Source organism: Methylocystis sp., from assembly GCF_050246715.1.
GTDB lineage: Bacteria > Pseudomonadota > Alphaproteobacteria > Rhizobiales > Beijerinckiaceae > Methylocystis.
In genome coordinates this window covers 32,762-46,406 of the sequence record NZ_JBFWVN010000021.1, presented here as the reverse complement: position 1 = coordinate 46,406, position 13,645 = coordinate 32,762, and the positions used below count along the sequence as shown (strand labels likewise).

General features: G+C 62.6%; 12 protein-coding genes. 5 read left to right on the top strand and 7 right to left on the bottom strand.

Going from position 1 to position 13,645, the window contains the following annotated elements; all coding sequences use genetic code 11:
* Window positions 1–179: 179 nt before the first annotated feature.
* Window positions 180–482, bottom strand: a complete 303-nt coding sequence (locus tag AB7I51_RS08955; protein WP_428404839.1) for a hypothetical protein — start codon at window positions 480–482, stop codon at window positions 180–182.
* Window positions 483–954: 472 nt separating this feature from the next.
* On the bottom strand, window positions 955–1,338 hold the full coding sequence (locus AB7I51_RS08950; RefSeq protein WP_428404838.1) for a YidH family protein: 384 nt from the start codon (window positions 1,336–1,338) through the stop codon (window positions 955–957).
* Window positions 1,339–1,457: 119 nt separating this feature from the next.
* Here AB7I51_RS08950 and hflK point away from each other — a divergent pair, with 119 nt between their 5' ends.
* From hflK to AB7I51_RS08935, 3 genes are all read left to right on the top strand, one after another.
* Window positions 1,458–2,597 (top strand): FtsH protease activity modulator HflK, encoded by a 1,140-nt coding sequence (hflK, locus tag AB7I51_RS08945; RefSeq protein WP_428404837.1) that lies wholly within the window; start codon window positions 1,458–1,460, stop codon window positions 2,595–2,597.
* Complete coding sequence (hflC, locus tag AB7I51_RS08940) at window positions 2,594–3,517, top strand: protease modulator HflC (RefSeq protein WP_428404836.1); 924 nt, start codon at window positions 2,594–2,596, stop codon at window positions 3,515–3,517. The genes hflK and hflC overlap by 4 nt, the downstream gene beginning before the upstream one ends.
* A gap of 312 nt (window positions 3,518–3,829) precedes the next feature.
* The gene (locus AB7I51_RS08935) at window positions 3,830–5,302 is read left to right on the top strand and encodes a Do family serine endopeptidase (protein WP_428404835.1); all 1,473 of its coding nucleotides are present in this window, start codon (window positions 3,830–3,832) and stop codon (window positions 5,300–5,302) included.
* Window positions 5,303–5,331: 29 nt separating this feature from the next.
* Here AB7I51_RS08935 and uvrB read toward each other — a convergent pair whose 3' ends face one another.
* On the bottom strand, window positions 5,332–7,887 hold the full coding sequence (uvrB, locus tag AB7I51_RS08930; protein ID WP_428404834.1) for an excinuclease ABC subunit UvrB: 2,556 nt from the start codon (window positions 7,885–7,887) through the stop codon (window positions 5,332–5,334).
* 246 nt (window positions 7,888–8,133) lie between these two features.
* Here uvrB and AB7I51_RS08925 point away from each other — a divergent pair, with 246 nt between their 5' ends.
* Window positions 8,134–8,403, top strand: a complete 270-nt coding sequence (locus AB7I51_RS08925; RefSeq protein WP_428404833.1) for a hypothetical protein — start codon at window positions 8,134–8,136, stop codon at window positions 8,401–8,403.
* A 29-nt stretch (window positions 8,404–8,432) separates the two neighbouring features.
* Here the strand turns inward: AB7I51_RS08925 and AB7I51_RS08920 are convergent, their stop codons facing one another.
* Complete coding sequence (locus AB7I51_RS08920) at window positions 8,433–10,355, bottom strand: ABCB family ABC transporter ATP-binding protein/permease (RefSeq protein WP_428404832.1); 1,923 nt, start codon at window positions 10,353–10,355, stop codon at window positions 8,433–8,435.
* Between the two features lie 110 nt (window positions 10,356–10,465).
* Between AB7I51_RS08920 and AB7I51_RS08915 the strand changes: the two genes are divergently transcribed.
* The gene (locus AB7I51_RS08915) at window positions 10,466–11,062 is read left to right on the top strand and encodes a TIGR00730 family Rossman fold protein (protein ID WP_428404831.1); all 597 of its coding nucleotides are present in this window, start codon (window positions 10,466–10,468) and stop codon (window positions 11,060–11,062) included.
* A gap of 183 nt (window positions 11,063–11,245) precedes the next feature.
* On the opposite strand, the gene cimA is transcribed toward AB7I51_RS08915, so the two are convergent.
* From cimA to AB7I51_RS08900, 3 genes are read right to left on the bottom strand one after another with little or no spacing between them, the layout of a single operon-like run.
* Window positions 11,246–12,868, bottom strand: coding sequence for a citramalate synthase (gene cimA, locus AB7I51_RS08910; protein WP_428404830.1), 1,623 nt, complete (start codon window positions 12,866–12,868; stop codon window positions 11,246–11,248).
* The gene (locus AB7I51_RS08905) at window positions 12,868–13,377 is read right to left on the bottom strand and encodes a GNAT family N-acetyltransferase (RefSeq protein WP_428404829.1); all 510 of its coding nucleotides are present in this window, start codon (window positions 13,375–13,377) and stop codon (window positions 12,868–12,870) included. The genes cimA and AB7I51_RS08905 overlap by 1 nt, the downstream gene beginning before the upstream one ends.
* Complete coding sequence (locus AB7I51_RS08900; RefSeq protein WP_428404828.1) at window positions 13,377–13,511, bottom strand: hypothetical protein; 135 nt, start codon at window positions 13,509–13,511, stop codon at window positions 13,377–13,379. Before AB7I51_RS08900 ends, AB7I51_RS08905 begins: the two co-directional genes overlap by 1 nt.
* Window positions 13,512–13,645 lie beyond the last annotated feature (134 nt).

Sequence of the window (13,645 nt, the reverse complement as noted above, 5' to 3'; positions counted from 1 at the left end):
TACAACTTCCGCCGCCTGCTCGCATGGCTGGCGCTTCTGTGGGCCTTGTTCCTGAGCGTCCTCGACGACGCCAACGCCTCAAATCGCCGACTAATCGCCGCTTAAATCGCGTTCTTCACGGGCGACTTCGTCGCCTTTTGCGCCAACGCTTAGCCGCGAACTCGCCGGATCGCCATGCGCTAGCCCCCGACTCTTAACGCCGCGCCGCGTATCGGCGGCGCTTTTCCGCACGCCCAAATACACTTGTCCGCCGGCTTGCCGGCGCAAAATGAGAGATAAAGGCTGTAGTACCAGACCGAGTATGGGACAGGCTTGTCGGGCGGGAAAAAAACCGCTGCGCTGTATACATAGTCTTCCGGCGGGATGCGGAGAATCGGGAAACACTGTTTAGGCGTCGTGACGCAGCATCCTTCCGCTCTTGATCGGGCCGTTCCGCCGGCGAGAGCAAGACCAAGCACTGCAAGGGCGACATACTTCTTCATGGGCGCGCTCCCAAAGGGGTAGATAAGCAAGTTCGACAGCGATCTCTCCACGCCGACCACATGGCGCAGGCATAAGCTCGGGCAAGCGATCGCCCCTCTGGCGCGGATCGGCGGCCGCCTCGAGTATCTCACGACCGGATCGCGAAGCTCTCTCAACGAAGGGTTCGATCGACTGCAGAGCGCACTTAAGAGCAAAGATGCGCGCGCCGCAACGCATAGCCTGCAGCGCGTCGACGCGTTCCAAGGCGACGTCGACGCCGGTCTCGACGCAAGACGAGATCGGCTATCTCACTGCTTTAAATCGCAAGGTGGAGCAGCTTGGGTCACAGCGAGCAGGAACGGAATTATGAAATTATCCGCCGCGAGAACCTGCTCACGATCGAGCAAGGAGAATTGCGATCGATTTTCGCGAAAGGGCTTGCCGCCTGTCGCACGCATCGTCGCCCTTCTCGCGACGCCGCCGCCATGACGTTCAAATCGTCGCGAGATAGGCGCTGAAGCCGGCGACGGCGAGCAGCAGCGCAGCCAGGACATACAAGCTGACGCTCGTGGAATGCGCCGTATAGGGCTCATTGCGCGACAACAGCCGCGCCGTATGAATGAAGCGGACGGTCGAAACCACGATGAGCGTCACGCCCACGCAGACGAGCGCGGTCCCTCCATAACGCCCGGCCGGGCTGTCGAAGCGGTGGATGCGCAACCGGTCGGCGTTTTCGGTCACGACGCCGGCGATGCTCAAAAGAAACAAATTGAACCGTTCGATGACAAAGCCCAGCGCAATGACCGCGACGCCGGTGCGCACCCATGCGAGAAAAGTCCGCTCGTTGGCCGCGACATTGGTAAAATCGCGAATCATTTCCGTTCTCCCTTGCCCAACCGCCGCAGCGGCGCAACATTGCCGCAGCGGCGACGAATGCCTATAACATTGGCGACGCGGCGCGAGCGCCGCCCAATTCCTCCCTTCTGAGAGACGATATGCCCTGGAGCGATCAAGGCGGACCGCGCAATCAGAATAACAATCCTTGGGGTCAGCCCGGCGGGCCATGGGGACAGGGTCCAGGCGGTCAGCCGCCAGACCTCGAAGAGATGCTGCGCCGCAGCCAGGAAGGGCTCAAGCAGATTCTGCCGAGCGGATTCGGGGGACGCGGCTTGGCGATCCTCGTGCTGGTCGCCGTGCTCGCATGGCTGCTTTCCGGCCTCTACACGGTCGGACCCAACGAGATCGGCCTCAATCTGATCTTCGGCAAATATATGGGAAAAACCCAGGCGGGCCTGAACTACAATCTTCCAGGTCCGATCGGGTCAGTGCTCAAGCTGGCGGTCACCGACCGCAACGTCACCGATGTCGGCTTCCGCGAGGAGTCGGGGATCGTCATCGAAGGTCGGCGCCGCGGCTCGCCCTCGGCGCCGCGCGGGCCGGAAGCGCCGGAAGAAAGCCTGATGCTGACGGGCGACGAGAATATCGCCGACGTCAAATTTCGCGTCATCTGGCAGATCGATCCGTCGAAACCTGAAGATTACGCCTTCAATGTCGCGAATCCGCCGCTTACGATGAAGGCCGTCGCCGAGAGCGCGATGCGCGAAATCGTCGGCCAGTCGCAAATCCAAAAAATTCTGACAGCCGACCGCAAGCTGATCGAGCCGGCAAGCCAGCAGCTGATGCAGAAAGTGCTCGACGACTATCACGCCGGCGTTCTGGTGCTGCAGGTGCTGCTACTCTCTGTCGATCCGCCGCAACAGGTCATCGCGGCGTTTCGCGACGTGACCGCCGCCCAGCAGGATCTGCAGCGTCTCGGCAATGAAGCCGAGGCCTACGCCAACCGGGTCGTTCCGGAAGCGCGCGGCGCGGCGGCGCGGATTCTGCAGGAGGCCGAAGCCTATCGCGAGCAGACGGTCGCCGAAGCACGCGGCCAGGCGGCCCGCTTCGAAAAAATCTACGAACAATACCGGAATGCGCCGGCGCTGACGCGACAGCGACTTTACATCGAAACTATGGAGCGCGTGCTGGGCGGAGCCGACAAGGTTGTTCTGGACGATCCCTCCAAGGGCGGCGCGAGCGTCGCGCCTTTCGTGCCGCTGCCCGCTTTCCCAGCCTTCCAGGGAGGCCGCAAATGAAGTCGGGCCTCCTCTTTACGCTCGCCGTCGTCGCTCTCCTGGCGGTCATCGGTCTGGCCGGCGCTGTGTTCACCGTTTCGCAAACCGAGCAGGCGCTGGTGCTCCGTCTCGGAGAGCCGGTCGCCGGCCGCGGGCTCATTACCCAGCCTGGCCTCCACTTTAAATTTCCGCTCATCGAAAACGTCGTGACCTTCGACAATCGCATACTTGACGTCGAGAGTCCCAATCTCGAAGTGCTCGCCGCGGACAATCAGCGACTCGAGGTGGACAGCTTCATCCGCTATCGCATCGTCGACGCGTTGCGCTTTTATCAGACCGTCAACAGCGTCTTGGGCGCGAACAATCAGCTCGGTTCGGTATTGAACTCCGCCGTCCGCCGCGTGCTGAGCGAGGCCAATCAGCAGCAGATCGTGCGCGACGAGCGCGCCGCGCTGATGGTGAAAATCAAGGAGCAGGCGGACCGCGAGGCGCGAAAATTCGGCGTGCAAGTCGTCGACGCGCGCATCCGCCGCGTCGATCTTCCGCAGCAGATTTCGGAAAAAGTCTTCGGGCGCATGCAGACCGAGCGCCAGCGCGAAGCCGCGGAATATCGCGCCCAGGGTTCGGAGCACGCGCAAAAAATCACCGCCAAGGCGGATCGCGACGTCATCGTGCTGAAAGCCGAGGCGCAGCGCCAAGCCGACCAGACCAAGGGCGAAGGCGACGCCGAGCGCAACCGCATTTTCGCCGAAGCCTTTGGCCGCGATCCTGATTTCTTCGCCTTCTATCGCTCGATGCAAGCCTATGAAAGCGCCTTCAAGCCCGGCGAGACGCGTTTCCTGATCAGTCCGCGTTCTGAATTCTTCCGTTTTTTCTCAGCTCCGGAGGCGAGCGCCGCGCCGAGCGCGGACAACAAACCGGCTCCGGAGAAAGGCAAGTAAAACGCAAACGCGGACCTCGACGACGGTGAGCGCGGTCGTAGCCCGCTGTAGACGGCGCGCAATCACATCAGCTGGCGCACAAGGGCGACAATTTCGTCGACCAGCGCGTCGAAGAAAAATGACTCTCCTTCATATGCGCGATTTTGGGGCGACTCCGCCGCAATCATCCCGCGATAAAAATCGCGCCCACAGAAATGCGAAATGAGTAGATATCCGCTTCAAGAGCGCGCGCCAAAGCTCCAGCCTAGACGCCTCTTTTTGTCGAAGGCGTTTGCGCCTATATCTGCTCCCTCTCATCTTTGGAGATATCGGATGAAGGTGCTCCAGGCTTATGTGGCCGCTGGTTTTGTGGCCCTGCTGATTTCATTGACGCCAGCCGCCGCGAAAGGCCCGGATTCCCTGTCCGAACTCGCCGAGAAAGTGCAGGACGCCGTCGTCAATATTTCCGCGACGCAGACCTTCGAGGCCAAGCACAACAAGAATGGCGAAGGTCCGCAGATGCCGCCGGGCCTCAGCCCCGGCGCGCCTTTCGACGATCTCTTCGAGGAATTTTTCCGGCGTCGGGGCCAGGGCGTGCCCGACATTCCGCGTCAGCGTAGGTCAAGTTCGCTCGGCTCAGGTTTCGTGATCGATCCTTCGGGAATTGTGATCACCAACAATCATGTCATTGCCGACGCCAATGAAGTGACGGTGATTTTCAACGACGGGCAGAAGCTCAAGGCGGAAATTCTCGGCAAGGATCAGAAAGTCGACGTCGCCGTTCTGAAAGTGAAGCCCGAAAAGCCGCTGAAGGCGGTCAAGTTCGGCGACAGCGACAAGGCCAAGGTCGGCGACTGGGTGCTCGCCGTCGGCAACCCGTTCGGGCTCGGCGGGTCGGTGACGGCCGGCATCATTTCGGCGCGCAACCGCAACATCGATAGCGGCCCCTACGACAATTACATTCAGACCGACGCCTCGATCAACAAAGGCAACTCCGGCGGTCCGCTGTTCAACATGGACGGCGAAGTCATCGGCATCAACACCGCGATCCTGTCGCCCTCCGGCGGCTCCGTCGGCATCGGCTTCGCGACGCCGGCGAATACGGTTCAGCCCGTTATCGACCAGTTGCAGCAATTCGGCGAAACGCGCCGCGGCTGGCTCGGAGTCCGTATCCAAAACATCGACGACGGAATCGCCGAAACGCTCAATCTTGGCGCGACGCGCGGCGCGCTTGTCGCCGGCGTCGACGACAAGGGACCCTCGAAGCCGGCGGGGCTAAAGATTGGCGACGTGATCGTCAAATTCGAAGGCAAACCGATCAAGGAGTCGCGCGACCTGCCCAAGCTCGTCGCCGCAACTCCGGTCGGCAAGGATGTCGAACTCGTCATCGTGCGGGGCGGCAAGGAGCAGATCAAGACCGTCAAGCTCGGCAGGCTCGAGGATGGCGAAAAAGTCGCGTCGAAGGGCGGCGACAAGGAAAAGTCGGACAGCGCCGGCGGATCGTCGCAGAGCGTGCTGGGGCTTGAACTGTCTCGTCTCTCGGATGAGTTGCGGACGCGTTACCAGATCAAGGACGCCGTCAAAGGCGGCGTCGTCATCACCGCGGTCGATCCGCGCTCGGATGCGGCGGAGAAACGCCTCCATCCTGGAGAGGTGCTGCTCGAGGTCAATCAGGAAGCGGTGAGCGATCCGGCGGAAGTCGTCAAGAAGGTCAAGGCGCTGAAGAGCGGCGGCAAGAAGACCGCGCTGCTGATCGTCGCGAACGGCCAGGGCGACGCCCATTTCGTCGCCTTGCCGGTCGAGTAGCTACGCGCCATCGCCCCGCCGGGGACGCCTCACTTAGGCTTGCCCTTCACCGTGCGCGTGCCGGGCTTGCCGCCCGACGAGCGGCCGACCGGACGCGGCGGCGGCGCGCGCCCCAGCGGCCGCGCTTCGCCGCCGCCGAAATTATGCGGCCCCATATCGGCGTCGGTCGGCTTTCGCGCGCGGGAGCCGGGAATGTCCCCTCCCCCACGGCCCGAACGCGCCTGACGCGAGAGCTGGATGCGCAGCGTCGGACTCGCCTCGCCGAGCAGCTCCGCGCGCTGCAGACGCTGGATTTCGTCGCGCAGCCGCGCCGCCTCCTCGAAGGCGAGATCGGCCGCCGCCTCCTTCATGCGCTTTTCGAGATCGGCGATCGTCGCCGCGAGATTATGGCCGGGCGCGATGTCATAGCCCGTGTCGACCGTCACATGATCCTGCTCGGCGACCGAGCCAAGAATGTCGGCGATGCCGCGCTTGATGGAGGCCGGCGTGATGTTGTTCTCGCGATTATAGGCTTCCTGCTTGGCGCGACGGCGGTTGGTCTCGTCCATCGCCCGCTTCATCGAGCCAGTGATGTGGTCGGCGTATAAAATCACCCGGCCGTCGACATTGCGCGCGGCGCGGCCGATGGTTTGCACGAGCGATGTTTCCGAACGCAGAAAGCCTTCCTTGTCGGCGTCGAGAATAGCGACGAGGCCGCATTCGGGAATGTCCAGGCCCTCGCGCAGCAGATTGATGCCGACAAGCACATCGAAGGCGCCGAGCCGCAGATCGCGGATGATCTCGATGCGCTCGATCGTGTCGATATCGCTATGCATGTAGCGCACGCGCACGCCATTCTCATGCAGATATTCGGTCAAATCCTCGGCCATGCGCTTCGTCAGCACGGTGACGAGCGAGCGATAGCCGATCTGCGCCGTCGCCCGCGCTTCATCGAGAAGATCGTCGACCTGGGCGCGCGCCGGCCGCACCTCCACCATCGGATCGATCAGCCCCGTCGGGCGAATGACCTGTTCGACGAAAACGCCGCCGGTCTGGTTGAGCTCCCAATTGCCCGGCGTCGCCGAGACCGCCACGGTCTGCGGCCGCATCGCGTCCCATTCCTCGAAGCGTAAGGGCCGATTGTCCATGCATGACGGCAGACGGAAGCCATATTCGGCGAGCGTCGCCTTGCGGCGGAAGTCGCCCTTATACATGCCGCCGATCTGCGGAATCGACACATGGCTCTCGTCGGCGAAAACCAGCGCATTGTCTGGCAAATATTCGAACAGAGTCGGCGGCGGTTCGCCGGGCTTGCGGCCGGTAAGATAGCGCGAATAATTCTCGACTCCGGCGCAGGAGCCCGTCGCCTCCATCATTTCGAGATCGAAGCGGGTGCGCTGCTCCAGCCGCTGCGCCTCAACGAGACGCCCCGAACGATATAATTCGTCGAGCCGCGCCCGCAGCTCCTCCTTGATCGCCTTGACCGACTGCAGCAGCGTCGGCCGCGGCGTCACATAATGCGAATTGGCGTAGACCTTCACGAATTCGAGATCGACGGTCTTCTTGCCGGTCAGCGGATCGAATTCTGAAATCGACTCGACTTCGTCGCCAAAGAAGCTGACGCGCCAGGCGCGGTCTTCATAGTGGGCCGGGAAAATATCCACCGTATCGCCGCGCACGCGAAAGGTTCCGCGGGTAAAATCCGCCTGCACGCGGCGGTAATGCAGCGCGACGAGATCGGCGACGAGCTGGCGCTGCTCCAGCTTCTCGCCGAGCGTCACCGAAAAGGTCATCGCCGTATAAGTTTCGACCGATCCGATGCCATAGATGCAGGAGACCGAAGCGACGATGATGACGTCGTCGCGTTCGAGCAGCGCGCGAGTCGCGGCGTGGCGCATGCGGTCGATCTGCTCATTCACCGAGGATTCTTTCTCGATGTAAGTGTCCGAGCGCGGCACATAGGCTTCGGGCTGGTAGTAGTCGTAATAGGACACGAAATATTCGACGGCGTTCTTCGGAAAGAAGCTCTTGAACTCGCCGTAGAGCTGCGCGGCGAGCGTCTTGTTCGGCGCGAGAATCAGCGCCGGCCGCTGGGTGCGCTCGATGACGCTCGCCATGGTGAAGGTCTTGCCCGAGCCGGTGGCGCCGAGCAGCACCTGATCGCGCTCCTCCGCGGCGACGCCTTTCACCAGTTCTTCGATCGCCGCGGGCTGGTCGCCTTTCGGCGTATAGTCGGAGACCAACTCGAATCTGACGCCGCCTTCGGATTTCTCCGGTCGCTCGGGCCGATGCGGGACCCAGGGCTGCTTGTCGCGAATATTGGGGTCGCCGAGCCGCAACAGTTCGGCGAGCCTGTCGGCCGTCGCCTGAACTCCTCCGCCGGCGTGAAAACCTTCGCCGAGCCCGTATTTTTCGATGTCCTCGGCGTCAATGCCTTCGACCGAAGAAGCGTCATAGGGCGTCTGCGGCGCCTCGCCGAAACCGGGCGCCAGCGCCGGATTGAGCAGCTGCGCGAGATGCGGCGCGAGCGGCGCGACCTCCGGCTTCGCCGCCTTGGCGCGCGTCGGCCGCGCGGGGTCTTTCGGCTTTTTGGGGGGAGAGGCCATGGCGGCAATATGGGCTTTATGGGAGTGGGATGGAAGCCATGGCCGCCTCGCCTGCCTCGATCGGCGCTTCGAAGTGACGCAAGAGTCCGCTCGTGCTTCGAGACGGCGTGCACAGCAAGCGTCTCGAAGCACGAGAACGCGGCGCAGCAAGTATCACACTGGCGCCCCCTTTGCCGAAATTGGACAAACTAGGAGCCGCGCCATTTCGCTTGACAGAATCGGATGATTCGCCATTCTCCATTGAGAATGAACAAGCTTTTCTCCGACGCGTTCAAATTGAGCCTCGCCGCTCATCAGGTGATCGGCCTGCGGCTGATGAAAATCGCGATCGGCGGCGCGCATGGCCGGCGCGAGAGCAGACTGATGGTCGAAGAAAAGATCAAAGCGGCCACCGACGCCAGCATGGAGGCCGCAAAGAGCGTCGCGGCCGGCGAGCCGCATCTTGCGGCCAATCGCGCCCTCTCCGTTTACGCAAAACGCGTCGATCAAAATCTCAAGCGATTGACCAAGGGCTGACCGCGCGGCGGCGGCGAGGGGTGAATCGCCTACTCCGCCTCCTCCACTTCCTCTTCCCGTTCCGCCTCAAGCAGTTTCGCGCGCGCCTCCGCCGCCTCGCGCTGGCGGTTCCACATGCCGGCGTAATGACCGCCGAGCGCCAGCAGCGCCTGATGCGTCCCGCGCTCGATGATGCGGCCGTGATCGAGAAACAGGATGTCGTCGGCGTCGACAATTGTCGACAGCCGATGCGCGATAACCAGCGTGGTGCGACCGCGCGCGACCCGCCGCAGCGCCTCCTGAATCTCATGCTCGGTGAAACTGTCGAGCGCCGAGGTCGCTTCGTCGAGAATGAGGATCGGCGGACCTTTGAGAATGGTGCGGGCGATCGCCACGCGCTGCTTCTCGCCGCCCGATAGCTTCAGCCCACGCTCGCCGACCTGCGCGGCATAGGCGTCCGGCAGGCGCTCGATGAAACGGTCGATCTGCGCGAGCCGCGCCGCGTCGCGCACCTCTTCGTCGCTCGCGTCCCAGCGACCGTAGCGAATGTTGTAGCCGATCGAATCGTTGAACAGCACCGTGTCCTGCGGCACCATGCCAATCGCCGCGCGCAGGCTTTCCTGAGTCACGTCAAGAATATTCTGCCCGTCGATCGTAATGCGCCCGCCCTGCGGCTCGTAAAAGCGATACATCAGCCGCGAGATCGTCGATTTCCCCGCCCCCGACGGCCCGACGATCGCGATCGTTTGCCCCGGCTCGGCTTCGAAGCTCACGCCCTTTAGGATCGGCCGGTTCGGCTCGTAGTGGAACGAGACATTGTCGAAAACGATCCGTCCGTCGCTGACGACGAGCGGCTCTGCGCCCGGCCTGTCCAAAATCTCGGGGCTTTGCGCCAGGATCGAGAACATCGTTTCGATATCGATGATCGCCTGACGCACCTCGCGATAAAAGGTGCCCATGAAATTCAAGGGCTGCGCCAGCTGCCCCATCATCAGATTGATCAACACGAAATCGCCAACTGTATTGCGGCCGGCCTCGATGCCATAGACACACATCACCATCATGGCGGTGAGCCCGATGATGTAGATCACAGTCTGGCCGGCGTTGAGAACAGCAAGCGAAACATAAGACTGCGTGCTCGCCTGCTCATAGCGGATCATCGATTTGTCGTAGCGTTCCGCCTCGCGTTTCTCCGCGCTGAAATATTTGACCGTCTCATAATTCAACAGGCTGTCGATCGCCTTCTGATTGGCGTCGGTGTCGCTGTCGTTCATCTTGCGCCGGATGGCGATGCGCCAATTTGTGGCGAGCATCGTATAGAGAAAATAGGCGCCGAGCGTCGCCAGCAGCACCAGCCCGTAGCGCCAGTTGAACTGATAAACAAATATGCCGAGAACCAGCGCCATCTCCAGCACGGTGGGGGCGCCGGTCGACATGATGAGACGCGACAGCGTTTCGATGCCGGCCCGCCCGCGCTCCAAGACGCGCGTCAGCCCGCCAGTCTTTCTGCCGATATGGAAGCGCAGCGACAGTTCATGCATGTGAACGAAGAGATCGGTCGCGAGCCGCCGCACGGCGTGCATCGCCACCGCTGCGAAAATGCCGTCGCGCATCTGCATCAGCACGACGGTGACGATGCGCATGGCGCCCATCAGCAGCGTGAAATAGACCGCGGCGGCCCCGACCTTCGTCCATACGCCGGCGCCACCCTCGGCGAGGGCGTCGGTCGCCCATTTGAACGTGTAAGGGGTCGCCGCGTTGAACAGCTTGCTCAAGACAAGCAGCGCGAAGACCGCCGCCACGCGCAGTTCGAGATCGCGGCGCCCGCGCGGCCAAATATAGGGCCACAAACGCCGTATCGTATTGAAAAGAGACGATTCGGACAATTGCTGATTGGAAGCCGGCGGGGGCGCGGCGTCCTCGGGATCGAGCGCGTGAGGATCGCTCGATTCGTCCTGATCGGGCTTAAGCATAGGTCTCCGAATGAATGAGTCCGCGATCGCGGCGTTTGGCGTCATATATGACGTTTAGAAGCGATGCGCACCCCGCAGGAGCGCCGCCAACACGTTGCATGAGAATTGATATGAGAGAAATCAAAAACATCTGCGTCTATTGCGGTTCCTCGATCGGCGCCGATCCGCGCCACACGGCGGCGGCGCGCGCCTTGGGGGCCGAGCTTGCCCGCGCCGGCATCGGGCTCGTCTATGGCGGCGGCGCGATCGGCCTGATGGGCGTATTGGCGAAGGCGACGATCGCCGCCGGCGGCGTCGTCACGGGCATTATCCCCGAGTTCCTGGACGATCGGGAGATCCCCTTTGCGGGCGCGACGGACCTTGTTGTCGTCAAGGACATGCATTCGCGCAAACGCCTGATGTTCGAACGTTCCGACGCCTTTGTCGCGCTGCCCGGCGGCGTCGGCACGCTGGAGGAATTGACCGAGCAGTTGACCTGGATTCAGCTCGGACGGCACGCCAAGCCTCTTGTCATCGCCAACATCGCCGGCTTCTGGCGACCGCTGCTGTCGCTGTTCGCGCATATGCATAATGAGCAATTCATCCGCGAAGACTATGATGTGCGCTATCTCGTCGCCGAACGCGTCGAGGAAATACTGCCGATGATATTCGCGGCGGCCCGACATGCGCCCGACATCAGCGAGACTGCGATCACCCAGCGGCTTTAATACGAACTCCAGACGATCCGTTCACTTGGATCATTGTCATTTCCGGCACGCCGGAGGCCTGACCGGGAATCCAGAACAAATTCAAGAATGCTGGTCTTGCTCTGGATTCCCGATCGCGCGCGTTGCGCGCGTCGGGAATGACCCGCGAGAAAGATTCAGAAACGGGGCCGAAGCGGGCGCTTCTCAGAAAATTCTTTCAGGTTCGGTCTGCGGCACTGAAACCAGCAGCTTGTAGTTGATCGCGTCGACGAGCGCTTCGAAGGACGCGTCGATGACATTGGCCGAAACGCCGACTGTCGACCAACGCTCTCCCTGCGCGCCGGCGCATTCGACCAGAACGCGCGTCACCGCGTCGGTGCCGCCCTGGAACACGCGCACGCGATAATCCACGAGCCGAACGTCGTCGATGAAGCGCTGATAAGCGCCGAGATCCTTGCGCAGCGCGAGATCGAGCGCATTGATCGGACCATTGCCTTCGGCGGCGGAAATGCGGCTCTCGCCATGCACATTGATTTTGACGATCGCCTCGGCGCCCTTGTCTTCCCCGTTTCTCGAAAAGCGGCGGTCGACCGCGACGCTGTAGCGCTCGACGTCGAAGAAATGCGGCGCCTCGCCGAGCACGCGCTTCGCCAGAAGGAAGAATGATGCGTCGGCGCCTTCATAGGCATAGCCTTGCGCTTCCTTCTCCTTCACCTCGTCCAGCAGTCGCGCGAGCCGCGGATCGTCCTTATCGAGGACGACGCCAAGCCGCGCGAGTTCGGAAACAATATTGGACCGTCCCGCCTGATCGGATACGAGCACGCGCCGCATATTGCCGACCGATTCCGGCGTCACATGCTCATAGGTGCGCGGATCGGTCAGCACCGCCGAGGCGTGAATGCCGGCCTTGGTCGCGAAGGCGCTGGCGCCGACATAGGGCGCGTGGCGGTTCGGCGCGCGATTGAGAAGCTCATCGAGCGCGTGGCTCACGCGCGTCAGATGGGTCAGTTTCTCTTGCGTCACGCCGATCTCGAAGCGCTCGGAAAATTCGCTCTTAAGCAGCAGCGTCGGGATGATCGTCGTGAGATTGGCGTTGCCGCAGCGTTCGCCAAGCCCGTTGAGCGTTCCCTGAATCTGCCGCGCCCCGGCGCGTACGGCGGCGAGCGAATTCGCCACCGCCTGCCCCGTGTCGTCATGGCAATGCACGCCGACGCGGTCGCCCGGAATATGTTTGACGACCTCGACGACGATGGCCTCGACCTCATGCGGCAGCGCGCCGCCATTCGTGTCGCAAAGGACGATCCAGCGCGCGCCGGCGTCATAGGCAGCCTTGGCGCAGGCAAGCGCATAGTCGCGGTTGGCCTTGAAGCCGTCGAAGAAATGTTCGCAGTCGACCGCGACTTCCTTGCCGCGCGCGACCGCGGCCTTTACGGATTGCGTAACGCCTTCGAGATTGTCCTCTTCCGTGGAGCGTAAGGCGACGCGGACCTGAAAGTCCCAGCTTTTGGCGACGAAGGTGACGGCGTCGGCGGGGCTGTCGAGAAGCGCTGCGACTCCCGGATCATTCCCAACCGAGCGCCCCTGCCGGCGGGTCATGCCGAAGGCGGCGAAGCGCGCGCGCAACGCCGGCGGCTTCGCAAAAAATTCGGTGTCGAGCGGATTGGCGCCGGGATAGCCGCCCTCGATATAATCGATGCCGAGATCGTCGAGCATGGCGGCGATCTGACGCTTGTCGTCAAGCGAGAAATCAACGCCTGTCGTCTGCGCGCCGTCGCGCAGCGTCGTGTCGTAGAGAGTCAGCCTTTCCTTGACCCGTTCTTCGGCCATCAATGTGCGCTCCCGGCGGCGGGCGTCGCCAGTTCCTTGGTCATCGTGGTATTGCCGAGCCATTGGCCGGCGATCGTTGTCGTATTGCGCGTTTTGGCGACATAGCCGCGCGCGGTGAAGAAATCGCGGGCGGCGTCCGAGGCGTCGACGCTGAGCGTCGCCGTCCCGCGCGCGCCGGCGAGCTTCTCGATTGCGTCGGCAAGCGCCGATCCCACGCCCTGGCGCGCCATGTCGGGCCGCACATAGAGCATGTCGAAAATGGCGTTGTCGCGCAGCGACGCGAAACCGGCGATTTCACCATTCACCAGCGCGACGATGGTCAGTTCGCCTGCAAGCCGTACGCCGAACGCCTCCGCATCGTCAGCCTCGGACGCCCAGGCCTCGCGCTGGGCGTCGTCATAATCCTCCTCGGCGAGTTCGTCGACGCTCTCGCGAAAAAGCGCCGCGAGCGTCGCCGCGTCGGCGGGCATATAGGGGCGCAGGCCAGGCGTTGGCGACGTCGCCGCCATCAGACGACCTCGAAGGCGCGCAGCAAATGCCAGGCGATGAAGACCGCCAGCGCCAGCACGAGCAGCTTGAACGCAAGATAGAGCGCCCAATGGCGCTTGAAGGGAAGCGTCTTCTTCCAGTCGTCGTGGGACATAACTACGCTCCATCAATTTCGCGATATGCCTCAGCCGCGTCATGCCCGCGTTTGACGCGGCATCCACGTCAAGACGACTCGTGACGAGGCCGATATTACTCAACGTCTCGGCGTGGATGGCCGGGTCAAGCCCG